This window comes from Brevibacillus sp. FIR094, assembly GCF_050477165.1.
In the GTDB taxonomy this organism is placed as follows: domain Bacteria; phylum Bacillota; class Bacilli; order Brevibacillales; family Brevibacillaceae; genus Brevibacillus.
This window is the reverse complement of sequence record NZ_JBEAES010000007.1, coordinates 26,204-50,004: the sequence shown is the minus strand read 5'-3', so window position 1 is coordinate 50,004 and position 23,801 is coordinate 26,204. Positions and strand designations below refer to the sequence as shown.

Annotated in this window: 33 protein-coding genes; 23 read left to right on the top strand and 10 right to left on the bottom strand. The window is 46.6% G+C overall.

Annotated elements, in window-relative coordinates:
• Window positions 1-71 precede the first annotated feature (71 nt).
• The 12 genes from ACQ5DJ_RS07515 (at window position 72) to ACQ5DJ_RS07460 (ending at window position 10,752) form a co-directional block, all read left to right on the top strand.
• Window positions 72-773: a YjjG family noncanonical pyrimidine nucleotidase gene (locus tag ACQ5DJ_RS07515; protein ID WP_429841897.1), complete on the top strand. Its 702-nt coding sequence runs from the start codon at window positions 72-74 to the stop codon at window positions 771-773.
• 73 nt (window positions 774-846) lie between these two features.
• Complete coding sequence (locus ACQ5DJ_RS07510) at window positions 847-2,676, top strand: UbiD family decarboxylase (RefSeq protein WP_429841896.1); 1,830 nt, start codon at window positions 847-849, stop codon at window positions 2,674-2,676.
• A 264-nt stretch (window positions 2,677-2,940) separates the two neighbouring features.
• The gene (locus ACQ5DJ_RS07505; protein WP_429841895.1) at window positions 2,941-4,911 is read left to right on the top strand and encodes a BglG family transcription antiterminator; all 1,971 of its coding nucleotides are present in this window, start codon (window positions 2,941-2,943) and stop codon (window positions 4,909-4,911) included.
• On the top strand, window positions 4,871-6,016 hold the full coding sequence (locus ACQ5DJ_RS07500) for an amidohydrolase/deacetylase family metallohydrolase (protein WP_429841894.1): 1,146 nt from the start codon (window positions 4,871-4,873) through the stop codon (window positions 6,014-6,016). The genes ACQ5DJ_RS07505 and ACQ5DJ_RS07500 overlap by 41 nt, the downstream gene beginning before the upstream one ends.
• The gene (locus ACQ5DJ_RS07495; protein ID WP_429841893.1) at window positions 6,007-6,378 is read left to right on the top strand and encodes a hypothetical protein; all 372 of its coding nucleotides are present in this window, start codon (window positions 6,007-6,009) and stop codon (window positions 6,376-6,378) included. The genes ACQ5DJ_RS07500 and ACQ5DJ_RS07495 overlap by 10 nt, the downstream gene beginning before the upstream one ends.
• A gap of 31 nt (window positions 6,379-6,409) precedes the next feature.
• Window positions 6,410-6,772 carry an SFCGS family glycine-rich protein gene (locus ACQ5DJ_RS07490; RefSeq protein ID WP_429841892.1) on the top strand — a complete coding sequence of 121 codons (363 nt, stop codon included), beginning with the start codon at window positions 6,410-6,412 and terminating at the stop codon, window positions 6,770-6,772.
• A gap of 3 nt (window positions 6,773-6,775) precedes the next feature.
• Entirely contained in the window at window positions 6,776-7,114 is a 339-nt protein-coding gene (locus ACQ5DJ_RS07485) for a DUF4312 family protein (protein WP_429841891.1), read from the top strand.
• A gap of 21 nt (window positions 7,115-7,135) precedes the next feature.
• On the top strand, window positions 7,136-7,924 hold the full coding sequence (locus ACQ5DJ_RS07480) for a DUF4311 domain-containing protein (protein ID WP_429841890.1): 789 nt from the start codon (window positions 7,136-7,138) through the stop codon (window positions 7,922-7,924).
• Window positions 7,924-8,574 (top strand): DUF4310 family protein, encoded by a 651-nt coding sequence (locus ACQ5DJ_RS07475; RefSeq protein ID WP_017249034.1) that lies wholly within the window; start codon window positions 7,924-7,926, stop codon window positions 8,572-8,574. The genes ACQ5DJ_RS07480 and ACQ5DJ_RS07475 overlap by 1 nt, the downstream gene beginning before the upstream one ends.
• A 43-nt stretch (window positions 8,575-8,617) precedes the next feature.
• Window positions 8,618-9,733 (top strand): DgaE family pyridoxal phosphate-dependent ammonia lyase, encoded by a 1,116-nt coding sequence (locus tag ACQ5DJ_RS07470; RefSeq protein WP_429841889.1) that lies wholly within the window; start codon window positions 8,618-8,620, stop codon window positions 9,731-9,733.
• A 5-nt stretch (window positions 9,734-9,738) separates the two neighbouring features.
• Window positions 9,739-10,461 carry a KDGP aldolase gene (locus tag ACQ5DJ_RS07465; RefSeq protein WP_429841888.1) on the top strand — a complete coding sequence of 241 codons (723 nt, stop codon included), beginning with the start codon at window positions 9,739-9,741 and terminating at the stop codon, window positions 10,459-10,461.
• 33 nt (window positions 10,462-10,494) lie between these two features.
• Complete coding sequence (locus ACQ5DJ_RS07460; protein WP_429841887.1) at window positions 10,495-10,752, top strand: HPr family phosphocarrier protein; 258 nt, start codon at window positions 10,495-10,497, stop codon at window positions 10,750-10,752.
• A 68-nt stretch (window positions 10,753-10,820) separates the two neighbouring features.
• Here the strand turns inward: ACQ5DJ_RS07460 and ACQ5DJ_RS07455 are convergent, their stop codons facing one another.
• The 5 genes from ACQ5DJ_RS07455 to ACQ5DJ_RS07435 form a co-directional block, all read right to left on the bottom strand.
• Complete coding sequence (locus ACQ5DJ_RS07455; RefSeq protein WP_429841886.1) at window positions 10,821-11,507, bottom strand: DUF4386 domain-containing protein; 687 nt, start codon at window positions 11,505-11,507, stop codon at window positions 10,821-10,823.
• A 76-nt stretch (window positions 11,508-11,583) separates the two neighbouring features.
• Window positions 11,584-11,928: a YkgJ family cysteine cluster protein gene (locus ACQ5DJ_RS07450; RefSeq protein WP_429841885.1), complete on the bottom strand. Its 345-nt coding sequence runs from the start codon at window positions 11,926-11,928 to the stop codon at window positions 11,584-11,586.
• Between the two features lie 331 nt (window positions 11,929-12,259).
• A complete protein-coding gene (locus ACQ5DJ_RS07445) occupies window positions 12,260-12,814 on the bottom strand; it encodes a GNAT family N-acetyltransferase (RefSeq protein ID WP_429841884.1) in 555 nt (184 codons plus the stop codon).
• Between the two features lie 75 nt (window positions 12,815-12,889).
• The gene (locus tag ACQ5DJ_RS07440; RefSeq protein WP_429841883.1) at window positions 12,890-13,381 is read right to left on the bottom strand and encodes a GNAT family N-acetyltransferase; all 492 of its coding nucleotides are present in this window, start codon (window positions 13,379-13,381) and stop codon (window positions 12,890-12,892) included.
• A gap of 173 nt (window positions 13,382-13,554) precedes the next feature.
• Window positions 13,555-14,229, bottom strand: a complete 675-nt coding sequence (locus ACQ5DJ_RS07435) for an O-methyltransferase (RefSeq protein ID WP_429841882.1) — start codon at window positions 14,227-14,229, stop codon at window positions 13,555-13,557.
• 581 nt (window positions 14,230-14,810) lie between these two features.
• On the opposite strand from ACQ5DJ_RS07435, the gene ACQ5DJ_RS07430 reads away from it, so the two are divergent.
• The gene (locus tag ACQ5DJ_RS07430) at window positions 14,811-15,263 is read left to right on the top strand and encodes a YhcN/YlaJ family sporulation lipoprotein (protein WP_429841881.1); all 453 of its coding nucleotides are present in this window, start codon (window positions 14,811-14,813) and stop codon (window positions 15,261-15,263) included.
• 137 nt (window positions 15,264-15,400) lie between these two features.
• Here ACQ5DJ_RS07430 and ACQ5DJ_RS07425 read toward each other — a convergent pair whose 3' ends face one another.
• Window positions 15,401-15,655: a hypothetical protein gene (locus tag ACQ5DJ_RS07425; RefSeq protein ID WP_429841880.1), complete on the bottom strand. Its 255-nt coding sequence runs from the start codon at window positions 15,653-15,655 to the stop codon at window positions 15,401-15,403.
• Between the two features lie 178 nt (window positions 15,656-15,833).
• Here ACQ5DJ_RS07425 and ACQ5DJ_RS07420 point away from each other — a divergent pair, with 178 nt between their 5' ends.
• Window positions 15,834-16,808 carry a bile acid:sodium symporter family protein gene (locus ACQ5DJ_RS07420; protein ID WP_429841879.1) on the top strand — a complete coding sequence of 325 codons (975 nt, stop codon included), beginning with the start codon at window positions 15,834-15,836 and terminating at the stop codon, window positions 16,806-16,808.
• A gap of 687 nt (window positions 16,809-17,495) precedes the next feature.
• On the opposite strand, the gene ACQ5DJ_RS07415 is transcribed toward ACQ5DJ_RS07420, so the two are convergent.
• Window positions 17,496-17,729 (bottom strand): hypothetical protein, encoded by a 234-nt coding sequence (locus ACQ5DJ_RS07415; RefSeq protein WP_429841878.1) that lies wholly within the window; start codon window positions 17,727-17,729, stop codon window positions 17,496-17,498.
• A gap of 178 nt (window positions 17,730-17,907) precedes the next feature.
• Between ACQ5DJ_RS07415 and ACQ5DJ_RS07410 the strand changes: the two genes are divergently transcribed.
• From ACQ5DJ_RS07410 to ACQ5DJ_RS07400, 3 genes are read left to right on the top strand one after another with little or no spacing between them, the layout of a single operon-like run.
• Window positions 17,908-18,468 (top strand): N-acetyltransferase family protein, encoded by a 561-nt coding sequence (locus ACQ5DJ_RS07410; protein WP_429842012.1) that lies wholly within the window; start codon window positions 17,908-17,910, stop codon window positions 18,466-18,468.
• A gap of 39 nt (window positions 18,469-18,507) precedes the next feature.
• Window positions 18,508-18,831 (top strand): P1 family peptidase, encoded by a 324-nt coding sequence (locus ACQ5DJ_RS07405; RefSeq protein ID WP_429841877.1) that lies wholly within the window; start codon window positions 18,508-18,510, stop codon window positions 18,829-18,831.
• Window positions 18,725-18,961: a P1 family peptidase gene (locus ACQ5DJ_RS07400; RefSeq protein ID WP_429841876.1), complete on the top strand. Its 237-nt coding sequence runs from the start codon at window positions 18,725-18,727 to the stop codon at window positions 18,959-18,961. Before ACQ5DJ_RS07405 ends, ACQ5DJ_RS07400 begins: the two co-directional genes overlap by 107 nt.
• A 62-nt stretch (window positions 18,962-19,023) precedes the next feature.
• On the opposite strand, the gene ACQ5DJ_RS07395 is transcribed toward ACQ5DJ_RS07400, so the two are convergent.
• Window positions 19,024-19,209, bottom strand: coding sequence for a hypothetical protein (locus ACQ5DJ_RS07395; protein ID WP_429841875.1), 186 nt, complete (start codon window positions 19,207-19,209; stop codon window positions 19,024-19,026).
• Window positions 19,210-19,281: 72 nt separating this feature from the next.
• Window positions 19,282-20,289 carry a glycerophosphodiester phosphodiesterase family protein gene (locus tag ACQ5DJ_RS07390; RefSeq protein ID WP_429841874.1) on the bottom strand — a complete coding sequence of 336 codons (1,008 nt, stop codon included), beginning with the start codon at window positions 20,287-20,289 and terminating at the stop codon, window positions 19,282-19,284.
• A 165-nt stretch (window positions 20,290-20,454) separates the two neighbouring features.
• Between ACQ5DJ_RS07390 and ACQ5DJ_RS07385 the strand changes: the two genes are divergently transcribed.
• Together ACQ5DJ_RS07385 and ACQ5DJ_RS07380 are read left to right on the top strand one after the other, a co-directional pair.
• Complete coding sequence (locus tag ACQ5DJ_RS07385; RefSeq protein ID WP_429841873.1) at window positions 20,455-20,700, top strand: hypothetical protein; 246 nt, start codon at window positions 20,455-20,457, stop codon at window positions 20,698-20,700.
• A gap of 19 nt (window positions 20,701-20,719) precedes the next feature.
• Window positions 20,720-21,070, top strand: coding sequence for a DUF952 domain-containing protein (locus ACQ5DJ_RS07380; RefSeq protein ID WP_429841872.1), 351 nt, complete (start codon window positions 20,720-20,722; stop codon window positions 21,068-21,070).
• Between the two features lie 4 nt (window positions 21,071-21,074).
• Here ACQ5DJ_RS07380 and ACQ5DJ_RS07375 read toward each other — a convergent pair whose 3' ends face one another.
• Window positions 21,075-21,290, bottom strand: coding sequence for a hypothetical protein (locus tag ACQ5DJ_RS07375; protein ID WP_069844841.1), 216 nt, complete (start codon window positions 21,288-21,290; stop codon window positions 21,075-21,077).
• 124 nt (window positions 21,291-21,414) lie between these two features.
• On the opposite strand from ACQ5DJ_RS07375, the gene tlp reads away from it, so the two are divergent.
• The 4 genes from tlp to ACQ5DJ_RS07355 all read left to right on the top strand — a co-directional run bounded on the left by tlp (window position 21,415) and on the right by ACQ5DJ_RS07355 (window position 23,788).
• Window positions 21,415-21,633, top strand: coding sequence for a small acid-soluble spore protein Tlp (gene tlp, locus ACQ5DJ_RS07370; protein WP_429841871.1), 219 nt, complete (start codon window positions 21,415-21,417; stop codon window positions 21,631-21,633).
• Between the two features lie 139 nt (window positions 21,634-21,772).
• Window positions 21,773-22,885, top strand: coding sequence for a tRNA 2-thiouridine(34) synthase MnmA (mnmA, locus tag ACQ5DJ_RS07365; protein WP_429841870.1), 1,113 nt, complete (start codon window positions 21,773-21,775; stop codon window positions 22,883-22,885).
• Between the two features lie 21 nt (window positions 22,886-22,906).
• Window positions 22,907-23,236, top strand: a complete 330-nt coding sequence (locus ACQ5DJ_RS07360; protein ID WP_429841869.1) for a hypothetical protein — start codon at window positions 22,907-22,909, stop codon at window positions 23,234-23,236.
• A 39-nt stretch (window positions 23,237-23,275) separates the two neighbouring features.
• A complete protein-coding gene (locus tag ACQ5DJ_RS07355) occupies window positions 23,276-23,788 on the top strand; it encodes an ACT domain-containing protein (protein ID WP_429841868.1) in 513 nt (170 codons plus the stop codon).
• Window positions 23,789-23,801: the final 13 nt, after the last annotated feature.

The following is a 23,801-nucleotide window of genomic DNA, read 5'->3' as shown; positions in this document are numbered from 1 at the left end:
CTGTTTTTGATATGATAGAAAGGTGTTAGTTTGTACGAATACTTGATCAGTAAAGATATATGGAGGTCACCATGCGCTATCAACTCATATTATTCGATGTAGATGATACACTTCTCGACTTCAAAACGACAGAAGAAAATGCACTGCAAAAAACGTTTTCCCAGTTTGGAATCACTACGGGATCGTCTGATTATGGAGCGACTTACAAAGAGATCAGTAAAGGATTGTGGGAGGATTTAGAAAAGGGGAGGATCACTCTAGCAGAGCTGGGTGTAGAGAGATTTCAAAGACTTTTTAAAGCTGTTCAGCTAGACGTCGATGCTGAGGCGTTCAGCAGCGCGTATCTCGAATCCTTGGGCAAAGAAGTGCATTTGATACCGGGAGCGGTTGAGTTGTGCAACAGTTTGGAGGATTGCCGCTTGGTAATCATTACGAATGGATTCGCCTCTGTGCAAACGGCAAGAATTGCTGCTTCACCGCTTTGCAACTCTTTTGAGCACCTGATTATCTCCGAAGAGGTCGGCTATAAGAAGCCGGATCGGGAAATTTTTGAATACGCGTTTGCCAAACTGCAATGGACGGAGAAGGCGAACGTATTGATGGTGGGAGATTCGTTGACCTCTGATATACAAGGGGGTGCCCATTACGGGATCGATACGTGCTGGTTCAACCCTCTGGGTAAGGAAAATCATACGGGCATTCAGCCAACCTACGAAATCAGAGAACTGAGCGAGCTTCAAGAAATTGTGCGGAAGGGTAACGTGAATTTGTAGGATCTTTCCTGTATGATGAGAAGGTATTGATCTACAGGTAAATCTAGAATCTAGTGATTGGAGCCCTATAGATATGTATCAGAATTTAGAAGAGTGCATCCTTGACTTGGAAAAGCACGGACATTTGGTCCGTATTCGCGAAGAAGTAGATCCCTATCTAGAAATGGCCGCGATTCACTTGAAGGTGTACGAAGCTGGCGGGCCAGCCTTACTGTTTGAAAATGTAAAAGGCTCAAAATTTCGTGCGGTATCCAATCTTTTTGGCACAATCGAGCGCAGCAAGTTTATTTTCAGAAGCACCTGGCAAGCCGCTGAAAATATAATCGCTATGCGCAATGATCCGATGAAAGCGCTAAAGCAGCCTTTTAAAAATATCGAGAACGGTTTTGCTGCTCTGAAGGCTTTGCCTGCAAAAAAATCGACTAGCATGCCGGTAACTGCACAGGAAATCAGCATAACAGACCTGCCACTTATCCAGAGCTGGCCGATGGATGGCGGAGCTTTTGTCACGTTACCCCAAATCTATTCGGAAGATCCGGACAAACCTGGAATCATGAATTCCAATTTGGGTATGTACCGTGTGCAGTTGACTGGTAATGAGTATGAAGTAAACAAAGAAATTGGCTTGCATTATCAAATCCATCGTGGAATCGGTGTCCACCAAGCCAAAGCGACCAAAATGGGGATGCCGCTGAAAGTAAGTTGTTTCGTTGGCGGGCCGCCTGCCCATACTTTATCAGCTGTAATGCCGTTGCCAGAAGGCTTGAGCGAAATTACTTTTGCCGGTTTGCTTTCTGGGCGTCGTTTTCACTACAGCTATATCGATGGTTACTGTATTAGTAATGATGCGGATTTTGTAATCACGGGAGATATTTATCCGGGAGATACGAAGCCAGAAGGACCATTCGGCGACCATCTGGGCTATTACAGTCTGATTCATCCATTCCCTGTGATGAAGGTAAAGAAAGTGTACGCCAAGCCGAATGCAATCTGGCCATTCACGGTTGTGGGCCGTCCGCCACAAGAAGATACGTCATTCGGTCAATTGATTCACGAGTTAACGGGCGATGCGATCAAGCAAGAAATCCCAGGTGTTAAAGAAGTCCATGCTGTAGATGCTGCCGGTGTGCATCCGCTGTTATTTGCCATCGGAAGTGAGCGATATACACCTTATCAGCAAGTCAAACAGCCGACAGAGATGCTCACCATTGCCAACCGCATTTTAGGGACTGGCCAATTGAGCTTGGCCAAATATTTATTCATTACCGCAGAAGAAAATCGACCATTGACGACGCATGATGAAGTTGATTTTATGACCTATATTTTGGAGAGAATCGATCTTCATCGAGATGTTCATTTTTATACGAACACGACCATTGATACGCTGGATTATTCGGGAACAGGCTTAAACAGCGGCAGCAAGGTTGTCCTCGCTGCTTATGGCGATCAAAAGCGAGAGCTGTGCAAAGAGGTGCCGGATGAGCTGAAGGATTTACGAGAGTTTGAGAATGCCAGCTTGATTATGCCAGGTGTGGTGTCGATCCAAGGTCCTGCATTTACCGATTACGCGAGCGCCCAGCAGCAGTTACAGAATCTGTGTGACGCGATTCAAGCGAGAGGGCCGATCACATCTTGTCCGATGATCATCCTTTGTGATGACAGTACATTCATGAGCGCGTCTCTTCAAAACTTCATGTGGGCAACCTTCACACGCAGTAATCCATCCCACGACATTTACGGCGTGAACAGCTACTACGAGAACAAGCATTGGGGTTGCGATAATCTGATTATTGATGCACGTACCAAGCCCCATCAAGCACCGCCATTGGTACCAGATCCAACTGTCGAGAAAAATATCGAACGACTGTTTGTCAAAGGTGCGAGCTTGGGTGGAATCCTGTAAATGAGCTCTTTTTAAAAGTAGAGGTCCGTAACCTTTCGTTGCGGGCTTTTTTTATGTAATGGTACTATTTGGATGAAGGTATGAAGATTGAAGGTGGCTCCTAGCTTTAATCCGGGGTCATCTTTTTCAATGCTGTCGAATTGAACTGATAATTGCAAAAATTGCACGATTGATGGGGAAAGGAATCGTTCTTTACCACCGAGAAAGCGTTTTCTATAATGAATCTCAAGCAAGGACACAGCTTTTTATGGAAAGGAGAAAGGAATGGTCTTTTTAACCACACGTTCCCATGCATTACTGAAGGTGATACTCGACAGCTACTATCCGCTGAAAATCAAGGATGTCGCGCGAGATTTCCAGGTAAGCGAACGCACCGTCAAGTATGATCTGGATAACGTCAGGCAATGGCTAAAGGAACGAAATGTCATCCTCCATTCTCAACCGAATAAAGGGCTGTGGATCACGGAAGAACAAGAGCATCGAAATGCTTTGAAGGAAAATTTGCAAAGTGATGACAGCAAGACACTCATTCTGCCGCAAAAGGATCGGGTCAAGCATTTTTTGTTCATTCTTCTGCTGTCAGATGGGTATCAGCGGATGAACGATTTGGCCGACCATATGGGAGTCAGTCGCAATACCGTCGTGGCCGATGTCAAGGACGCGGAAAAGCTGCTCGATGGCTGGCGTCTCGAGCTCGTCACGAAGCAAAGGTACGGTGTACGTGTGGATGGGAGTGAGCGTCACAAGCGGTATGCTCTCGAAAACTTGATTCACGATCTGTTGGATGGAATCGACATGTATCGGATGGTACAAGGGATGTTTTTAGAGTATGGACAAGAAGCGAGAACAGGTCCGTTATTGGAGAAATGGCTAATCAGCCGGACTGAGTTAGGGGAGATCATTCACAGCATCAAAGCATGGATGAATGCTGCTGCGGAGACGCTGACAGACCGCGTGCTGATTAGTTTACTGATTCGCTTATGCATTGTCGTCCATCGTGTACAACGGGGGCAAGTGGTCACTGCGGATGATGCCGAGATGGGAGAAGCAAGGCATTGGAGCGGGTATGACCTGTTTTCACACGAGGTTCGAGCATTCTGTCAGCGATTGAACGTCGATATTCCCGAACACGAGATTGCGTATGCGTGCCTCCCACTGCTAGGGACCGAACAGGTGCCAAGAGAGGCGCGTGCAGGTAGGATTGTTTTGGATGTTTTCCAGGCAACCAAGGAGCTGACGGAAGTGGTTAGCAGCCGGATGCTGGCACCGTTGTACGAGGATCAGGAGCTGGTCAGACTGCTTTTTGCTCACTTGGATGATAGTTTGAACCGTTATCGTCAGGGAGTTCTTTTTGCGAATCCACTGACGGAGGAGATTCGCCGTTCATACGCACGCATGTTTGATGCAGTTAAACGTTCTTGCGAAGAAGTGTTTTGGCATCGTGGGGTCTATTGGCTCGATGCAGACATTGCTTACTTTGTATTACATTTCCAAGCAGGTTATGATCGCTGGCTGGAGCAGAAAAAGGCAGATGCTCTCGTCGTTTGCGGAACAGGCAGAGGAACTTCGCGGTTTTTGAAAACGTACCTGGAAAGCGAATTGCGTTCACTTCGGGTCGTAGGTCTGTGTTCCAGTACAGAGGTAGAGAAGTATTTGGCGAGTCGTCGCGTGGATGTCATCATCAGTGTCCTGCCGATCAAAGCCGAGGTGCCTGTTGTGATTGTCAGTCCTCTTCCCACACGCCAAGATATCAACCAGATTCAAAACTGTCTGGAAGCCTTGCAAGTGGCGGAAGGAAATCGACAGCAGGCTGTGAATGCTCGCAAGGAAGCTTGGTTCCCAACACTGACTGCTGATCTCAATCCGTCAGATTTGCCAGTGGTGGAGAGACTGTCTCAGGATGTCATCTGCAAGGGGTATGAGATCAGTCAAAAAATCGTGACTGCTTTTCGGGAGTACGTAACGGAACAAACGGCAAGCGGACTGACGCTGCACCTGCTGCTGATGGTGAATCGACTGGCTTTTGGCTCACCCTATCAGGAGGAGTGGGAATCGTCGGTTGAAGCAGAATCGAAAGAATGGAAGGCATGGCGTGAAAAGCTGAACCAATTGATGGCTGAGGCAAACCTTCAAGTTCCGCCAAGTGAAGTGTCGGCCATTATGCGCTATTTCTCAGGAAAGGGGACGGTAGAAAGTGAAAGTGGATCTACTCATACGCAACGGAAGAGTCATTGATCCTTCCCAGAATCTGAACGGGCACTATGATCTTGCTATTCGGGAAGGGCGGATCGTTGGGTTGTATGAGAAAGGGAAGACAACCGATGATCAAGAGATGAATATGGAAAGCAAGGAGACGATCGATGCAGAGGGATATGTGGTGACACCCGGTCTGATCGATCTGCACGCTCACGTTTTTCCGACAAAGACGAGTTTGGGTGTAGCCGCGGATCGGGTCGGCGTCGAACAAGGGGTGACAACCGTAGTAGATGCTGGCAGTGTCGGGCTATGGTCGTTTGATGCTTTTCTTGAAGAAGCTGTGCATCCTTCTATCACTCGTGTTCTGGCATTTCTGAATATTTCAGGGGATGGCTTGTGCACAGGCGGCGGGGAGCTCGCAGACATGTCGCGGTTAACCCCGAGAGAAGCGGCAGCCCTCATAAGGAAACAACCGATATTACGAGGGATAAAAGCCCGCATGAGCGGTTCTGTCGTCAAGCAAAACGGAATCCATCCCTTGCTCGTAGCCAAGGAAGCGGCGAGGGAAGCGGGTGTACCCTTGATGGTGCACATCGGAAACGCTCCGCCAAAACTCACGGAATTATTACCTCTGCTAGAACGAGGAGACGTGGTGACACATGCGTTTCACGGAAAAAAAGGAGGGATGTTCGACGAACGAGGCGAGTTGATTCCAGAGGCGCAAGACGCATTGGAGCGGGGAGTCTTACTCGACATTGGGCACGGAGAAGCGAGCTTCAGCTTCCAAACACTGCGTCATGCACAGGCCCAAGGTATTATGCCACATGTTATTAGCACGGATGTTCACCAGCGCAACATCGATGGTCCTGTGCACAGCTTGACGCACACACTTACGAAGTTTCTCGCTATGGGCTACTCGCTCGACGATGTGATTGCGGCGAGTACGCTTGGTCCAGCACGAATTCTCGGGCTGGAAAACGAGATCGGAACATTGAAAGTAGGGGCATGCGCGGACGTATCCCTTTTGCAGATCAAAAAAGAGCCGACAATTTTGACGGACAGTGAACAAGAAACGTTGGAGACAAAGGAAAGAGTAGTGGCTTATCAAGCGATTACTTCGGGAAAGGTACTGACATGCAAATGATTGATGACATTCTCAAGGAACTGGCAGAGACAAAATCAGATTATTTATCTGAAATTTCTGAATCAAAACAGATTCTCCAAAAAATAGAGGAAGAGTTTCGCCTCATGGAGATTCATATACCGCGTGATCGCTGGTTAGCTATCGGAGCTCATGTACTGGCATTTGTACGACGGATGATAAACGGTGAAAAGCTGCCCGTGATTGAAGCGGAGTTATTCGCGGAAATTCATCCCGATATGGTTACACTCTCGCACAAAGTCCTATCGGAAGAAAAGAGTGCGTGGCAGGCAGATGATACAGAAGCGTTTCTGTTGGCTGTCCATTTTGAAGCCATCCGTGCCATGCAGATGGGGCCTTCGTAAAACTCGCTGTGAATAAAAGGAGGGTATGTATATGTCTAAGGTAAAAATCGTGATTGGTGATCGTCTCGGAAAAGGACACAACATCGCAAAAGGAATCGAAGCTGCTGGCGGGACTGCGATCGTCATTCCAGGTGTTGGCGCGGATATGAAGGTAGGAGATGTCATGGTCAGTGAGAGTGCAGATCTCGGGCTGTCCTTTTGTGGAAGTGGTGGGGCTGGGGCACTGACTGCCAAGACCAAGTATGGTTTTCCGGTCGAGTATGGCTTGCGCTCAGTAGATGCTGGGATTACTGCCTTGCGTAGCGGCAAAAAAGTGATTGGCTTTGGCTTCATGGATACAGAAGAGCTGGGCAGACGCATGGCGGAAGAATACATCAAGCTGGGAGGGAAGTAATCCATGTACACGGAGACGACGCAGACCTTGCGATTATCCGGCAGTGGCGATACGAAAGAAGCAGCCTTCAACAAGATTTTTTCCCAAATCAAGCATGTAGTGGCGAGACAGACGAGTGATTTGGTTGTGCGAATCGAACCTGTGGGCGTTTCCATTGTGTCTGCGACAGAAACAGTGAAGCATGAGCGATTTTTTGGATTGTTCTTCCCGCGCAAACGAACGCGGTATGACATCACCGTAGATATTCAAGTGAGGCTGGGACTGGTCCAGGTAGAAAGCATAACGTTTCAGCAGCAGACGGAGCAGACTGCGGGTATGGGGCAGTTGGTTCGTCAGCGATAGAAGTAGACAGGGGGTAGGTTCATGGTTACTTTGATGATTGTGTTGAAGTCGATCGTTATCGGGGCATTGGTCGGCTTCGGTGTTGGTGCGGGGGCGGCGAGAATGTTCCATGCACCCAATGTCCAAGGGATGGGAGCATTCCGGACTTTTGGAGAGCTGAACGCATGTGCGGGCGATCCCATTTCCCACTTTTCATTTGGTCTTGGCTTTTTGTTCAACTCATGGGCGTCTGTTGTCGGTGCCGGTGCGTTGACGCAGGATGTGGATCATCGCGTCATCCCGAACTGGGCGGCAGCCGTGTTGCTCTGGCGCAACAAGAATGTGGCAGAGACGTTGCACAATCCAAAGCAAATGGCGATTGCCGGAGCAACAGTCGGTGTCGTTGTGGTCACACTGTTGAATTCTACAGCAACAGCGATTCCCGAATCGATGCAGCTCGTCGCGACGAAGGTACTGGTTCCTGCTGCGAACTGGTTGATCAACCCGATCATGCCGATTGTGTTCTGGATGGCGGCGATGGATGCAGGTAAACGGACAGGGATTTGGGGAACGGTCTTGGGCGGTTTGTCGCACTTGGTCATGGGTAATGCGGTGCCTGGAATCGTCTTGGGTATTTTGATCGGGAAAGGCCTGGATGACAGTGGTTGGAACAAAATTACGAAATCCATGTTTATTGCAGTCATTCTCTTGTTTGTATTCAGTGGCTTCTTCCGTGGTTTTGATGTCGCGCTCTTGAAGAGTATGTACGTGGAAATTCCACAGTGGTTGATAGAGCTTCACGAAACATTTGGATCGGTGGTGAAAAAGTAATGGGTGAATTGCAGGCAAAAGGATTTTGGTATTCAGAATGGGCATTTCCCCTCTTTGTGGCGTGCTTGTCTTCAGGAATCTTTGCGGGTACTCATCTTTACTATGTGTATCATGTCGGTGCCTTTAACGATATCGCCATTGTTGCGATGCTGGAGGCAGGGATCAAGGGTGGCGGATACGGTGCGGCTGCTGCGTTTGGTGCGAGCTTTTTGTTCGCCCGCGTTTTGGAGGGACCGCTGGTTGGGATTCTCGATATTGGCGGCTCATTGCAAACAGGTATCGGGATTGGCGTTCCAGCGTTGATGTTGGGAGCAGGCTTTACAGCACCGTTGACTTCTTTTCCTTTGGCGCTGGCGACAGGTGCACTCTTGGGCTTCATCATTGGTACCGTGATTATTTTGATTCGGAAGTATACGATCAACGCATCGAACTCCACCTTTGGTGCGGATGTCATGATGGGAGCCGGAAACGCAGCAGGTCGTTACTTAGGTCCATTGATTGTCATTTCTGCGATTATGGCTTCGATTCCAGTTGGACTCGGCGCAACAGCAGGTGCAGCGATTTTCTACTATTACAACAAACCGATTGCGGGTGGAGCGATTATCGGAGCCATGATCCTCGGAGCCATTTTCCCGATCCCGACACAATGATGACGGAAGAGCGAAGGCTTTTCACAGGAAGGATGGGCAAACCATGGGAATCTATCAGCAGCTAGGGTTGAAGCAAGTCATTAACGCAAGCGGTAAGATGACGGCACTGGGTGCAAGTGCCGTCCATCCTTCTATCGCACAGGCCATGGGAGAAGCCGCCATGGATTATGTAGAAATCAGCGAGCTGATGATTGTGGCAGGTCGTCATATCGCAGAGGCGACCGGAGCAGAAGACGGTTGTCCTACCTCGGGAGCAGCCGCAGGCCTTGCCATTAGTGTAGCGGCAGTTATAGCTGGTTGCCATCTTAGTTTGATCGAGCGGCTTCCTCTTTCCGATGGGTTGAATAACAAGATCATCATCCAAAAAGGACACGCGGTGCACTTCGGCGCTTCCGTTCAACAGATGATTGCACTCGGCGGTGGGAAAGTCGTAGAGGTCGGGCATGCCAATCACGTAGAAGAAAACCATTTGCGAGAAGCCATTGATGATCAGACCGCTGCGCTACTCTATGTCAAATCTCACCATGCGATTCAAAAAGGGATGCAGTCCCTAGACGTGATGCTTCAACTCGGTAGGGAGTTTGGAATTCCTGTAATTGTGGACGCAGCGGCGGAGGAGGATCTGTGGGGCTATGTAACAATGGGTGCCGATCTGGTCATCTACAGTGGCGGAAAAGCAATCGGCGGACCTACGTCTGGGTTTATCACAGGTCGTGCAGATCTGGTTGCTGCATGTCGAGCGCAATATAAAGGCGTCGGTCGTGCCATGAAGGTAGGAAAGGAAGCCATTGCGGGTTTACTTGCAGCGCTTGGACAGTACGATCCCGAAAAGCAAAATGTTCCCGAGCAGCGTAGGCGAGTGGAGTGGCTGGCAGGAGAACTGAACAGCTTGCCTGGTGTGAAAGCGGTGATCGCACAGGATGAGGCAGGCCGGGCGATCTATCGTGTGCAAGTTCAGCTTGACGAACGAGTGACGGGCATGACGGCTCGGGAGCTTACACGCCAACTGGAGCAAGGAAATCCAGCTATTTTTACCCGCAACCATTATGTGAATACGGGGATGATTGCCTTTGATCCACGACCGTTTCACGAGGGGCAAGAGCATATCATTGCAGCGCGAATGAAGGAACTGCTGCAAAAACAGGGAGAAGGAGAATAACAAAAGTGGGCACACCGAAAATTCGTTTAAACGTTTTGGCAAGGGATGTAGAAAACGCAAAACAAATATGTTCAGTGGCTGATGGCCGCGCTCTTATCGGAATTTTAGTCAAAGGATTTGCGTCCGTAGAAGCAGCAATAACCGCCGTTGAACAATATCAACAAGCAGGTGTACCAGTGTCTGTAGGGCTGGGCGCAGGTGATCCAACTCAATGGAAAAAGGTCGCTGAAGTCGCGGTGCAGACACAACCAGATCACGTTAATCAGGTATTTCCGGCAGCAGGCTATACACTCGGGGGGCTACAGGCAGTCGGCAACTCGCATACCATCGTGAATGCATTGATTGCCCCCAGCGGACAACCAGGAAAGGTTCAAGTCACCACGGGACCAATAAGCAACAAAGTGTCTGAATTGCTCTCTTGCGATGCAGCCGCCGCGATGCTGGCGGAGATTGGCGTACACTCGGTCAAATTTTATCCAGTAGACGGACTGGAAAGACTGAATGAAATCAAGGCGATGGCAGAAGCAGCCGTACGTTACGGGATTCCCGTTTTTGAGCCGACTGGCGGGATCGATGCAGCTTCGATTCGTCCGATTGTGGAGGTATGCCTTGCCGCAGGTGCAAAGCAGGTCATTCCGCACATTTATACATCAATCGTTGACAAGGAAACGGGATTGACTCGTTTGGACCAGGTAGAAGAACTGCTGACTGCCATAGAAGGTCTATAGCTATTTTACGAGAAAGGGATAGGAGTGAATCAGATGAGTGAGAGACAGGTCATCGTCGGGTTGGCACAGGGATTACATGCGCGTCCGGCTACTTTGTTTGTGAAAGTGGCAGCTTCCTTTTCCAGTGAAATCGGATTGAACAAGGATGAGAAGAAGGTGAATGCCAAGAGTATTATCGGCGTCATGTCCCTTGCTGTTTCGAAAGGTCAGTCGGTCGTCTTGATTGCGGATGGTGCAGACGCGGAACAGGCGTTGGATGCGTTGGAGCGCGTTTTGGTAAGTGTGGAGTAAAAGGATGCGTGAATGCGTGTAAAAGAAAAAGGGATGTCTCCAGCGAAAAGTCAGGAGACATCCCTTTCTCAATCCTGTTCCGTTGGGTTGAATCCTTTCATGAGTAACCATATAGCCAAAACCAATTGTTGAAAGGCTATCGGAATGTTCAATGTCATGTAGGTTGTATCCAGACCGATGAAGCGAATCATAAAGAATAAGCTTGCCAAAATGGACAATGTTGAACCAATAAGACCCCAAACTGACAACCAAAGTGGAACTAATCTTGTTTGGTAAAATATGCAGGTAAACAAGAACATAGCCAAAACAAATGCCAGTGTTGTTGCTACATGGTTTACCAAATCACGTCCTTCCCGTAACAAGCCACCTAGGGTCTGAAAATACGATACATGTAAAGTTCCAGCTTTTGCGAATTCGTGGCTTACTGTCAATAGCAACAGAAGAATGATTACACCAATAATGATGAACACACCCGCAATGATCCCAAAAGCAACAGAGCCAAGAGCTAAACTTTTATGATGCTTACTTAAAATCGGATACAACAAAATAGGTATACCAACATAGGCAACAATCATTAACAACTGAAAAAACGCACCTATTCGTACCTGGTTTTCATTTGTAGAAGCCTCGACAAGGTAGTTTGCTCCATCTATAACCGGAACAACACTAAATATGCCTGTAACCAACCCGACTATTAATAATACCCCAGTCAATACGGCAGACCTTCTACCTGCATTTGTACTCTTCCTCAGCATAATTAGCCTCCTTCTAATACACTACCTTATTCAGTTGAGATCCATAATTTGCTTCATTTCTCCGAGCCCCGTCTCTTTAAAAATGCTGCCAAGTAAAATCAATACTCAAATACCCAATCTGTTTCTCCTTGAAGGTCAGGGCTTCTTTTGTTGCCAATTCCGGTTTGCGAAAACAGACAAGCTCTTTGTAATACCCAAAAGCGCGACACACTTCCGGTCGAGCGCTATGGATGCCACACTGATCTTTTTGCATGTCGTAGAAGATACAAGTTCCAAACATTCTCGGTTGATTTTTCAGATCGTCATGGAGCTTTTTTGGAAGCGCTTTCAATTTCTTGTTTATCATTTTATATTCCTTCTCTGTTATGGGAACAGGACCACAGCACAATCCTTTACAGCCTTGGCAAGGCAATGCTTTCATATCATCTACAACCTTTCGTCATGTGATGTTTGCTAGAAAGAACAAAAAAGATGATCCTCGTTGATTCAGGAGATCATCTTAAGAACTACGCATTCAATTGTGTTGGTTATTCAAAAATTCGGTAAGAAGAGAATACTGTACTCTTATTATAACACATGTAGGAAGATTTTGACGAATGCTTTCGAGAGAAGGGCGTGTTGATCGTTGGAAAACTGCTTATGGCATAATCTACCTGCCAATTAGGTCCACAAGTAGACTGGAAAGAGAGGGAGTAACTCCGCAGTCGAGCGGACGCGACAATGTAGCTACTATGTCGCTCTGTGACCGAATCTTACATGTTCAAAATGGGGAGTGAAGGGGCTGTCATACTGCAGTCCTCATCGTCCCCATTCAGACCATCTAAGACGCGTTCAAACGAGAAGCCGAGTTTCTCAATGATGCGCAACGATGCTTTATTGTCTGGGTGTGCTTTTGCATACAATCGATCCAATCCTATTACATCAAATGCGTACGTAGTAAGAGCGGAGGCAGCTTCAAAAGCGTAGCCGTTCCCCCAATAATCCCGTCCGATTAAATAATAGAGCTCTTTTTCCGGAGCCAGAAAATCGAGAACGCCAACACCACACCAGCCAATGAACCTGCCAGTAGTCTTTTCGCGTATGGCCACAGAATATTTAAAAGGCTTATCAAAAGGGGTTTCATAACTGCTTCGTAGCCAGCGAAATAAGCGCTTGTAGTTTTCCAGAGGCATTACGTCCATGAGCAAGTAGGTAAAAAATTCTGGGTTTTGCATGAGTTCGAAAGATTCCATCAAATCATCCTCTGCGTAAGGACGGATGATGAGGCGTTCTGTTTCTAAGTGCATGGAAGATACCGTTACTTGCATGTAGAATGTCCCTTTCGATTTAGAAATGATTGCTGCATAAAAAAGGAGAAGCGCTCATGGTAAGCGCTTCTGACCTTACGTGTGTTTGATCAAAATGAGTTCTTCCACTTCTTCGCCTCGTGCTTCCGAAAATGCCCGATCGACACCGAAAGGCTGAAAACCGTTTTTTTCTAACACGCGAATGGATGCGATGTTGTCATGGGCGACACGCGCATATACAGGACGTGTTCGGAGTTCCTCTAAAAAGAGAGTGAGTGCATTTGTCGCAATTCCTTTGCCCCAACAGCTTTTGTCAATCCAGTATCCAATCGTAGGCAAGCCAAACAGTTCAAAGCACAAAACATTACCGACAATCTGCCCATTCAAGACAATCGCTTTTTTCACAATCGAATCATTGTTCAAAATCCTTGTCCAATGAGCGGTGAATCCGTCTCTATCTTCAGGGTCCTTGACAGTAAAGGCCGCCATCTCATTAGCAGATTTGTCCAATTGCTGAGCGAAAAATATCGGGAGATCTGCCTCTGTTACTTCACGTAAATCAAGGGACCGATCACGCAATGGCTCCAAGGAAAAGCACCTCCAAAAAACATCAGCTATTCTCTCTTCACCAACACTTTGATAATCAACGATAGTACCGCGAGAACCAAAATGAGATTAGCGATGAGCATAAAGCTAGGTAAACCAAGCCTAAACAAGATGTACACACTCCTACTCGTTACAACCTTTGAAAGTGAAAAAGACTAGTTCTCCCCGGTGACAAGCATGATCGCAAAGCCATCATAGCCCTTGCTACCAACTGTCTGTACAACAGTTCCACTGACACCTTGTTCTTGCGCTACCATATCGGTGAATTGACGTACACCGACAATATTGGGGTCCGTGCTTGTTTCATCCACGACTTGACCACTTCGTACAACATTATCCGTGATAATCACAGTACCTTTGCGAGAGAGCTTCAATGCCCATTGGAAATAGTCGGGGTTACCTTTTTTATCTGCATCGATAAAAATCAAATCAAAAGGACCCTGATTTTCTTTGTGAAGTTGGATGAGAGAATCAAGGGCAAGTCCGACCTTCACTTCTACGATCTGGTCCAGTCCTGCGCGGGTAATGTTCGATTGTGCAACTTCTGCATGCTTCGGATCATATTCGAGAGTAATGAGACGACCGTCAGCAGGGAGTGCGCGGGCTAGCCAGATGGTACTGTATCCACCAAGAGTGCCAATTTCCAAGATCGAACGAGCGCCTTGAATCCGTGCTAATAGATGAAGAAACTTACCTTGATTGGGTGCTACATCAATAGCTGGAAGGCCTGCAGCGGCGTTCTCTTGAAGAACTGTGTCTAGAACGGAATCGGCTTCCAGTAGTTTATCCGTAAAATAGTGATCGACCGCGGTCCATTGCTCTCTATTCATGCTCTCATCTCCTCAAGAATTTACAGGGATATCATAACACGATTAGTAACTTCTGGCTGGTCTTTTTTGCACTTTGCGCAAACGAGAAGGTAAGATTTTCACCTATTACCATTATTTTCGCATAGCGAGGATGAACAATTTTCACGATAATAGAAAAGTAATCCAAGCTAGCTAGTATAATCCAACCTTGGGGATTCTATTCAACGCGTCCGACTAAATGATGCAGTCAAAGTCGGCGCAATTTTTTTATTCCACCTATAGGTAAATGTACCTATTGTTGTTTGTTGTCAACAGAAACGAAGTCCTATATGCTTATATCATTCACGTATGACATACGCGTACTACCCCGTACGCCCCCAACCACTTTTGCTGGTTGGGATTTTTTTTGTTCCATGCTATACCCAGTTATCTCCTATCGCGTTTCGATGCGATTTTTTATATCCTTGTACATAGGACTTGCAATGTTCTTGGGGTCCGCGGTGACTCAAATTATGCAGAGGAGTCACCGCTTTTTTTTTTACATACTTCCTCCGTTCCAGGTCAAGCTAGTAACAGGTGATTTTGGTCAGGAGGTGTTTTGTGTGCGGGCAACTTTCGTGGTGCTGACGCTGGCTTTTGCTTTGACCGTAACGGGGTGTACGAAGCAATCTGGTACAGAAACAAAGCAAAAAACACAAGCGGAGCCGTTGTGCATGCCTGTTCCCGTCAGACATTATCAATGGGAAGAGCGAGCGAGATCGATTACAGCTAACGTAAAGGGCATAGACAAGATGGTGGTTGTGCAAATCGATAAAGAGCTCGATGTGGCTATTCAAGTAACGAATTTTAATCGGTTCAAGCTGGAATCGATTCAAAAAGAAGTCGGAAAGAAACTAAAAGAGTCCTTTCCAGATGCCAATATTCATGTGACAGCTGATAAGCGATTGATAAAAGATTTGCAAAGACTAAGTGACGAACCGTGGCCAACCGATGTAAAAGCGGCATGCCAGAAGAAGAAATCCTTAAGAGAATTGGAAAAGAAAATGAAAGGCTAGCCTATTTTCAAAAACCTCACATACTACATGGGTAGAGTGAGGTTCTTGCTGTCTGTTTTGACAGAATGATCTAGGTGAAATGAATATTCTGTGATTACCTAACGAAGAAGAACTCCCTGGCTGGGAGTCTATATAGGCTAGTGGTGATCATGATCGTAATAATGCGGGCGCTCTCGCTCTCTATCTCTATCTCTATCTCGGTGGAGGTCGATGCCGCGTAATTCACCCTTGGCTTTTTCCACAAGTACTTGATAATCTCTTACCACTTCCGTCAAGGTCGTAACGGATTCCTTATAGTCGGGATCATTACAGATTCCATCTATCGCTCGATGGAGGTGATACATCTTATCTTCGGTTTTTCGGATAAATTCTACCCAATCCATTCCGTTCATAAAATACCTCCTTTCCGTCATAGGCTTTACTCCCATACACGAAAGTATGCAAGGTGAAATTGCGAATAAATGATTTGCATGTAATCTACTAATGAACTTTGGTCTTGTAACAATAATCTGTTCATGATAACATACCTCACATCAATAGCATCAAAGGACGAGACTTGAGGTGTATCAGATGAACGGGTTAGCCAGACTGAATCGATTGCTTGAGAAAATCATGCCCATACTAACGCCGAGCAGTGTTGCCATTGGTGTAATAGCCGGGACACATTTACAACCATTTGCTTTTTTGTCTCCCTGGGTGTTTGCCTTCATGACATTTGCCGGCAGTCTGGGTTCAGGATTTAAAGAATTTGCAAAGGTACTGACCAGACCGCTCCCTTTAATCGTCAATTTGTTCATTCTTCATGCACTTATGCCTCTTATTGCTTGGTCAATGGCAAGGTTGTTTTATCCAGATGATATCCATGTCATCACGGGCTTTTTGTTGGCTGCTTTAATTCCTACAGGGATCACGAGCTTTTTGTGGTCATCAATTTATTTCGGGAACATCGCACTGACGCTCTCTATTATTTTGTTGGATACGATGCTCTCCCCATTGATTGTTCCGTTGGGGATGTCCTTGTTTTTAGGGACAACAGTTGAGATGGAATTGGCTGATCTGATGAAGGGTTTATTTTATATGATCGTGTTGCCATCTCTTGTCGGTATGCTGCTCAATCATTTATCAAAAGGAAACGTCAAAAAAACGCTGGCACCAAAATTAGCGCCATTTTCTAAGATGGGAATGGGTGTTGTCGTCGCGATCAACAGCTCGATGGTCTCGTCTTACTTTCATATGATGGATGCCAAACTGGTGGGGATGGCAGTCCTCGTGCTGGTAGTAGCTATTTTGGGTTATTTGATGGGTTGGGGGATCGCAAGGCTGTTCGGATGGGAGCGTGATGTGATCGTCACGTTAACTTTCAACAGTGGAATGCGAAACATTAGTGCAGGGGCAGTTATGGCGATCACGTACTTTCCTGCACCTGTTGCTCTTCCCGTTGTTCTCGGTATGCTGTTTCAGCAAATACTCGCTTCTACTTTCGGAAAGTTTTTGGAGCTGGTCGAGAAAAGACCGCAGCATCAACAGCAGGAACTATCAAGATAAAAGCAAGAGCCGTTGTCCAATTGATTTTTTGGAAAACGGCTTTTTTCATACAGATTTTCACCAAAGAGCGCTGTTCATTTGGGGACACCTTGCAAGTACCTACCGTTTTCTCTCACTGTTCATGAGGAATTGAAAAAAGGGTTGCGAACTTATGTTCGTAATTACTATAATGGAAATACAATTTCTCACACATGATGAGGCGGGTGGAAAGCGTGGCTAACAGCGATCTTGAAGTAACAGACAAAGAAAGAAAGGCATTTATGTACATGCTGCGAGATTCAGGAAGAGAAAATTATTCATTGAATGTGAGCTGGTGTGTGTCCTTTGAGGGGGAGAGGGGGAGAGGGGGAATACGTGCAGCATGTGGGGTGTGGTCAAATGGGTAGACCCGAAGGCAAGGCGTGTTCAATTAGCAAACCAAACGAGTACTCAATGGATCGAGATGGAGAAAATTATCAATGTACATGTATAGCTGTGCATGTAGAAACCTTACATGAAATTCAATTCATGCAGGGTTTCTTTTTATCTACACAAAAACGTAAACCTATATGTAATGAAACCTAACATAAAAACTCAGAAAATTCAAAAGTTAAGTTGACATTCGTTCTATTCATGTTAGAATATGTTACATAGCATGCATTCTCTCCACTTCCTATTTTGACCCGATCATGGGGTCCTTTTTTTTGCCTATGTTTCATTCTTCGGATAGGGCTTCCCATCGGATTGAAATAACTTACTCACCATTCCATAAAGACGACCTGACATGTTAGGAAAAACGAAGGAGTATTCATTCGCTCCTTGATTCAGCAAAACGATCGGTGCTTCCACGATGTAGGGGATTTTCATTAGATCGAGCATCTTCTTATATTCCTCTACCTTGGAATGGTCGACCGTATAATAAAATGATTTGGAAAAATTCATGCGAGCACGCTCCTTTCCCTTATTGTAGCATATCCACAGTCAGGCGCATAAATGAACATAATAAATATTATGTAAACAATTTGGTTTCCTCTTTTTCTAGTATGAAGAGAGAAGATTCACAAAGACTTCTACCTATGATAGAATAAAAGACCAAAATTTTACCAATAGGAGAAAAATGATGATTATCAGCCAACAACTACTTTCTGTGAACGGGTTATCCTACACGATTCGCTCTGCAATGAATTCAGATGCACAACAGTTGTCGGAACTGCGATTGCAAATCGATGGGGAGACTGAAAATTTGGACAGAGAAAGAGGAGAGGCTTTCATCGATGTGCAAGGATTCGAACACATCATCAATACGGATGCAGAAAGTCCAAGAAACTTGTTTTTAGTTGCTGTTGTAGAGGATCGGATTGTCGGGTTTTCCAGATGTGCAGGTGTTTACTTAAATAGATTTAGCCACAAAGTAGAGTTTGGTGTATGCGTCTTACAAGAGTTCTGGGGTTATGGCATGGGGAAGAATCTCTTGCAAGAATCAGTTGCCTGGGCAGACGCCAACCTCATTACCAAAATGACGTTGAATGTGATGGAAACGAATGCGAAAGCCATTGAGCTGTACAAACGGTTTGGTTTTGAAATCGAAGGGGTACTCAGAGGCGACAAAGTTCTTTCCGATGGCAATTACTACAACACCATTATTATGGGAAGATTCAAAAATGACAGGAGAGTAACATGACGAGAAAACGAGCCAGAGAATGTGGGCGGAGGTACCGGGATGATCTGCTTCGAATTCAAGGGCGGAATCGGAACCTCCTCACGCATCGTCGAGACTGAATGTGGCACTTTTACTGTCGGGGCATTGGTGCAGACGAATTTTGGCAGAAGACAGGATTTGAAAGTGAATGGCATTCCTGTGGTCCAGATGATCTCCGAAAATGAAGTTCCTTTGCCGTGGGTAACACCTGAAAATGATGTTTCTTTCTTAGTCACGATTGCGACAGACGCGCCTCTCTTGCCGACACAATGCAAACGCATTTCCAAGCGAGCGTCACTCGCGATGGCACAGCTCGGCGCGATTGGCGAGGAGGACACTGTTTGAAGCAGCGATCGAAGCAGTCAAGGAAGCGATCCTGAACTCCATGTTGATGGCGGAAACGATGCAAGGCCAGAAAAACAGAACCGTACATGCATTACCACTAGCTCGTTTCGTAGAAATCATGTCTCGTTAAATGAAAAAACTCCGCTAGCATTTAGCGGAGTTTTGTTGTCTGATCATTTGTTAAACGGTTGTTTAACTGCTGAAGAAGCTACGGCTGGAGCGCTTTCTTTTATAATGAGAGCTGCCGTGATGGGAATGTCCGTACCGATTGCTCGAGCTGTATTTTCTGCGATGCTTGTAATCGCTGCTGCTGTATTTCCGGTACTTTTGCGAAGATGAGTGATTACCGAGTAAATTTTTCAAAAGCTTCTTGAGCATATCAATCACTCCTAGTTAGGTTGGAAGTCTATTCCGTATAAGTATATACGAATATGTTGGGGAATCGTTTCATTATTTTTCAACGTTTTCATGAAAGGCTGGACCGATCAGATCTATCCGGTTCGTCCATATGCCCCCTGTAAAGCTCACAGGCACTCGTTTTAAATCAGTCGGAACATCAAAGCCTTGCGACACATCTCCACTACCTGCGACTAGAATCACCCGGGTGTCTTTTGCTTCCATTCTTGCCATGAAACGATTCGGCCAACCCCAGAGCCATGGGGCAATCTGATCAGGAATATGTAGTTGAGTCTGTGAACAGGCATCGGGCACATACCCGGACCAACCTGTTGCTATGTATGGGATTAGGCAGCTTTTCATTGTCGCCATAGACATCACACGCAATTCTGGCAGTTGTTGTTTCAATATCTCGATTGGCTTGTCACCGCCATAAACAGAGAGCTGTCTCAATCGTTCAGTAGGTAATGCTGCCAATACATCCGCCAACGCTTTCCCCTCGAGTGGGTCATTGCTTTTGATATGGATAAGCAGGGAGCGATCAGGGAATGTTTGTAGCACATCATCTAGAGAGGGCATCATGCCAATCCCTTTTCCGCGGAAGGGAAAGGTTTTCCCTTCATCCGCTGTGTAATTGTAGCCAATGTCGAGCTGTTGTAATTCGGTTAAGGTATAATCCCTCGTGACACCGGTACCATTTGTCCGACAGTCGAGCGTCCAGTCATGAAACACGGCGAAGCGATTGTCTTTGGTCCATTGCACATCGAGCTCGACGACGTCTGCGCCTGCATCAAAAGCCGCTTTCATAGAAGGAATTGTATTTTCCAGGTACGGGTGCTCCGGTGGATAAATCCGTTCTGCCGTACAAGTTTCATTGGTGATGTTCTCCATATGAAAGGTTTGTGCCATCCCGCGGTGAGCAAGTAAAAAAGGCTCGCCTTCTGGCTCTTTTGCAAGATAAGAGTTGTTACCCAGAAACAGGAATGCGATGAAAAGAAGGGGAATCCAGATGCGTTTTCGCTGGAACCATCTCTTTTGTGGTTGATCTCGTTGTTTTAACATGTTGGGATACCGCCCCTTCCTTGTAATGCTCTGTTCATTGTAACAAAACGCAAGGGAGGAAGGTACATCCTTTGGGAGTAGTGTTAGGGGCTTGGCATCATTCGAAAAGACTGGCACAATAGACGGAAGATAAGATGTATCCATGCGAAAGCAAGGGGAGGTTCCATGAAAATCGCTTTACACCAAATCGCTTATCAGATCGGCATGCACCCAACCGAGATGGCGAAGCTTGTCTACGAGGGTGAAATAACAGGAGACGTACCTGACCGCAATCCGCAAGCGAAGGATGCTTGGGTGGATTTGCACTCTCTGCGTAACTTCATTCAATGGCGATATGATCAAGGACAGATGGACCAGATGTTCTATGATAAAGCTATGCGTCACATGAACAAAGCAATGCCAAAAAAATAATCAACTTTGGAGGAGAAACATGCAAGACTCTATCATTTATTGCATGGTACCAAAAGCATATTGGGAAAAGTGGATGGATAAGGATCACTACTTACCGCGCGATTACGAGCAGGAGGGCTTTATTCACGCGACAAAAGGGGACGAGCTACTTGAAAAGGTAGCAAACCGCGTCTACGCACAGTTTGACGAGGAGTTGTATGTACTCGTTGTCGATGAAACCAAAACGACTTCGGAAGTCAAATACGAGGCAGCGAAGGATGGATTGCTGTATCCGCACATATACGGACCGCTGAATCAAGATGCGATTGTGGATAGGAAGCAATTGAATCGGATAGACGGCCAGTGGCGTCTGGGAACGTCCATCCGCTAATCTTCTACCAGTTAAACCATTTGAGTAGCGCAAGTACTTCTTGACGCTTGGCCTCAGGTAGCTTGTCAAGTCTGCGCAAGAGAAGATCGATTCGCATGCGCTGTTCCACCTCGGATACAGGTACCTTTTGCCCCTTCACCCATTGTCGTTTCAGGCGGACGGGATCTGTATCAGAGATGATCCGAAGCAGCTTTCTTTCCAACAAATCTAAGGAAGCCATAGGTGAAACCCTCTTTTTCGTTTAATCCGTTTCTTCTATTATAGCACGGGTACATAAAGAAACCATGATTGGCGCACAATGGTAAAGGTGTTGAACATAACCCTTTGTAGGAGGCGTATCGATTATGGCGAAGCCGGATGACCGTTCTGACAACGCAGAAAAGCTGCAAAACATGATTTCTAATACGGAAGAGAACATTCGTGAGTCCGAAGCTTACCTGGCGTCTAATGCTGGCGAGATTTCCGAGGAGGAAAGAACAAGCCTCGAAGCGAAAAATCAGCGTCGTGAAGAAAGCATCGACGGATATCGCGCGGAAATCAAGGATGAATCTTCGCAGGCATAACCTTGCTACCAAACGTCTGGCGCCAACTAAGCGTCAGGCGTTTTTTTATTCTATCGGGCAAAAGTGCAACAAAACATGATTTGTTTAGCGAAACATGGTAATCTGTAATGGTACAAATTGAATAAGAGGAGAAAGACTTATGAAGCGACCAGAAGATACACGCGTCGTTGTCGGTATGTCCGGCGGAGTCGACTCCTCCGTGACGGCTTACCTGCTTAAGCAACAGGGATATGACGTCATCGGCATCTTCATGAAAAACTGGGATGATACCGATGAATTCGGCCACTGCACGGCGGAAGAAGACTTCCAGGATGTCCGGCGCGTCTGTGAACAGATCGGCATTCCATATTACACGGTAAACTTTGAAAAAGAATACATGGACAAGGTATTCCAGTATTTTTTGGATGAATATAAACGAGGCCGTACACCGAATCCGGATGTCATGTGCAACCGTGAAATCAAGTTCGGCGAGCTTCTTGCCAAGGTCATGGATCTGGGGGCGGATTATATTGCCACCGGTCATTACGCGCAGGTCAAGCACGTCGACGGCGAGTACAAGCTGATTCGTGGCGTTGACAACAACAAGGATCAGACTTACTTCTTGAATGTATTGGGCCAAGAACAGCTTTCCAAAACAATGTTCCCGATTGGTCATCTCCCGAAACCTCAGGTAAGGGAGATCGCAGAGAAAGCAGGACTCTATACAGCGAAAAAGAAGGACAGTACAGGGATCTGCTTTATTGGAGAGCGCAACTTCCGCGAGTTCCTGCAAAATTATTTGCCTGCCAAACCAGGAAACATCGAGACTGTAGATGGAGCAATCATCGGCACGCACGAAGGACTGATGTACTATACATTGGGTCAACGACAAGGCCTAGGAATAGGCGGAGGTCATGGCACTAGCGGACAGCCTTGGTTTGTTGTAGACAAAGATCTGGAGCGGAATGCCCTGATCGTAGGTGAAGGCTCTGATCATATTCGTCTGTACTCGAAGAGTCTCTTGGCAACCAACGTTAGCTGGGTGAGTGATAAGAAGCCTTCCGAAACGTTTACTTGTACAGCGAAATTCCGTTATCGCCAGCCGGATCAGGGAGTAACTGTTCACCTGCTGGAGGATGGGACAGTAGAAGTTGTATTTGATCAGCCGCAAAAAGCAGTGACACCTGGTCAGGCTGTCGTCTTCTACGATGGGGAAGTGTGCTTGGGTGGCGGTACGATTGACAAGGTACGCTTAGTCGATAAAGAGAACTAAGATAGACGGGGGAAGCACTCGGTGGATGCTACGAAAAAATCAAAAGTGATTATCGTTTCGTTTTTGGCGGGAGCGGTTCTCTTGGCGATCATCTCTTATTTCGGGATGGCCTCCATGGGTAAAGAGCATATGGCGACGATTCAAAACGTCATCAAGGAGAACGGCGGGGTTGTAGTCGCGGGTGGAGTGACAGCGGTTCCGAAGGAGGAAAGTCCTTTTACCAATAGCGGAAAAGGCAATACCATCTACCGAATCTACTATACGAAAGAGGGACAAACGTTGACGGCTTGGTATCGTGCTGATAACGAATCCTCCATCAAGAAAGAGCCGGAAGCTTGGATTCTGCCGTAAAAACAAGGATAAACCTGACTGGGAGAGTGAAGGCAACACATGACCCAATATGCTGGACTGCGTGAACTAGCTGAACTGATTCAAAGACTCGAGCCAGAGTTAGCGGGTGCTCAATTAAGTATTCTTGCTCATGAAAATAAAGCGGAAATCGCAACGCATTTAGTGGAAGGACTCGGGACGAAGGTTCCTGTCCAACACAGCTCCGGCGAATATGCGAATCATTTGGCGGTGTTGCGGGTAGGAGCGAACAAGTACACCATCGCGCAAGATTGGAGAGAAGTGTACATCAGTGAAATCAATTACTGCGCGTGTCGTATACCTCCAGGGGCTCATGGATTGTTGGTTCGCCATATCGATTATCCAGGCGTGATTTATGATGTCTCACGAAAACTGGCCGAACATCAAATCAATGTTTCCAAGTTGAATGTATCGCGCGAGCAAAAAGGGAAGAATGCCCTGCTTATCTCTGTGACGGATGAAGAGATTACACCGACGATTGTATCTGCCATCGAAGAGCTGCCCCAAATCACCAAAGTGTTATCTCTACAGTAAGCGAATCATGATA

Bases quoted from the DNA above. Each gene is read 5' to 3' on its own strand.
- tlp (WP_429841871.1), top strand. From the start codon at position 21,415: ATGGCGAAGCCGGATGACCGTTCTGACAACGCAGAAAAGCTGCAAAAC.
- ACQ5DJ_RS07380 (WP_429841872.1), top strand. From the start codon at position 20,720: ATGCAAGACTCTATCATTTATTGCATGGTACCAAAAGCATATTGGGAA.
- ACQ5DJ_RS07450 (WP_429841885.1), bottom strand. From the start codon at position 11,928: ATGAAAGCATTGCCTTGCCAAGGCTGTAAAGGATTGTGCTGTGGTCCT.
- ACQ5DJ_RS07395 (WP_429841875.1), bottom strand. From the start codon at position 19,209: ATGCTCAAGAAGCTTTTGAAAAATTTACTCGGTAATCACTCATCTTCG.
- ACQ5DJ_RS07510 (WP_429841896.1), top strand. From the start codon at position 847: ATGTATCAGAATTTAGAAGAGTGCATCCTTGACTTGGAAAAGCACGGA.
- ACQ5DJ_RS07390 (WP_429841874.1), bottom strand. From the start codon at position 20,289: ATGTTAAAACAACGAGATCAACCACAAAAGAGATGGTTCCAGCGAAAA.
- ACQ5DJ_RS07375 (WP_069844841.1), bottom strand. From the start codon at position 21,290: ATGGCTTCCTTAGATTTGTTGGAAAGAAAGCTGCTTCGGATCATCTCT.
- ACQ5DJ_RS07385 (WP_429841873.1), top strand. From the start codon at position 20,455: ATGAAAATCGCTTTACACCAAATCGCTTATCAGATCGGCATGCACCCA.
- ACQ5DJ_RS07480 (WP_429841890.1), top strand. From the start codon at position 7,136: ATGGTTACTTTGATGATTGTGTTGAAGTCGATCGTTATCGGGGCATTG.
- ACQ5DJ_RS07405 (WP_429841877.1), top strand. From the start codon at position 18,508: ATGATCTGCTTCGAATTCAAGGGCGGAATCGGAACCTCCTCACGCATC.
- ACQ5DJ_RS07490 (WP_429841892.1), top strand. From the start codon at position 6,410: ATGTCTAAGGTAAAAATCGTGATTGGTGATCGTCTCGGAAAAGGACAC.
- ACQ5DJ_RS07470 (WP_429841889.1), top strand. From the start codon at position 8,618: ATGGGAATCTATCAGCAGCTAGGGTTGAAGCAAGTCATTAACGCAAGC.
- ACQ5DJ_RS07455 (WP_429841886.1), bottom strand. From the start codon at position 11,507: ATGCTGAGGAAGAGTACAAATGCAGGTAGAAGGTCTGCCGTATTGACT.
- ACQ5DJ_RS07415 (WP_429841878.1), bottom strand. From the start codon at position 17,729: ATGAATTTTTCCAAATCATTTTATTATACGGTCGACCATTCCAAGGTA.
- ACQ5DJ_RS07420 (WP_429841879.1), top strand. From the start codon at position 15,834: ATGAACGGGTTAGCCAGACTGAATCGATTGCTTGAGAAAATCATGCCC.
- ACQ5DJ_RS07435 (WP_429841882.1), bottom strand. From the start codon at position 14,229: ATGAATAGAGAGCAATGGACCGCGGTCGATCACTATTTTACGGATAAA.
- ACQ5DJ_RS07515 (WP_429841897.1), top strand. From the start codon at position 72: ATGCGCTATCAACTCATATTATTCGATGTAGATGATACACTTCTCGAC.
- ACQ5DJ_RS07475 (WP_017249034.1), top strand. From the start codon at position 7,924: ATGGGTGAATTGCAGGCAAAAGGATTTTGGTATTCAGAATGGGCATTT.
- ACQ5DJ_RS07485 (WP_429841891.1), top strand. From the start codon at position 6,776: ATGTACACGGAGACGACGCAGACCTTGCGATTATCCGGCAGTGGCGAT.
- mnmA (WP_429841870.1), top strand. From the start codon at position 21,773: ATGAAGCGACCAGAAGATACACGCGTCGTTGTCGGTATGTCCGGCGGA.
- ACQ5DJ_RS07425 (WP_429841880.1), bottom strand. From the start codon at position 15,655: ATGAACGGAATGGATTGGGTAGAATTTATCCGAAAAACCGAAGATAAG.
- ACQ5DJ_RS07410 (WP_429842012.1), top strand. From the start codon at position 17,908: ATGATTATCAGCCAACAACTACTTTCTGTGAACGGGTTATCCTACACG.
- ACQ5DJ_RS07445 (WP_429841884.1), bottom strand. From the start codon at position 12,814: ATGCAAGTAACGGTATCTTCCATGCACTTAGAAACAGAACGCCTCATC.
- ACQ5DJ_RS07505 (WP_429841895.1), top strand. From the start codon at position 2,941: ATGGTCTTTTTAACCACACGTTCCCATGCATTACTGAAGGTGATACTC.
- ACQ5DJ_RS07495 (WP_429841893.1), top strand. From the start codon at position 6,007: ATGCAAATGATTGATGACATTCTCAAGGAACTGGCAGAGACAAAATCA.
- ACQ5DJ_RS07355 (WP_429841868.1), top strand. From the start codon at position 23,276: ATGACCCAATATGCTGGACTGCGTGAACTAGCTGAACTGATTCAAAGA.
- ACQ5DJ_RS07460 (WP_429841887.1), top strand. From the start codon at position 10,495: ATGAGTGAGAGACAGGTCATCGTCGGGTTGGCACAGGGATTACATGCG.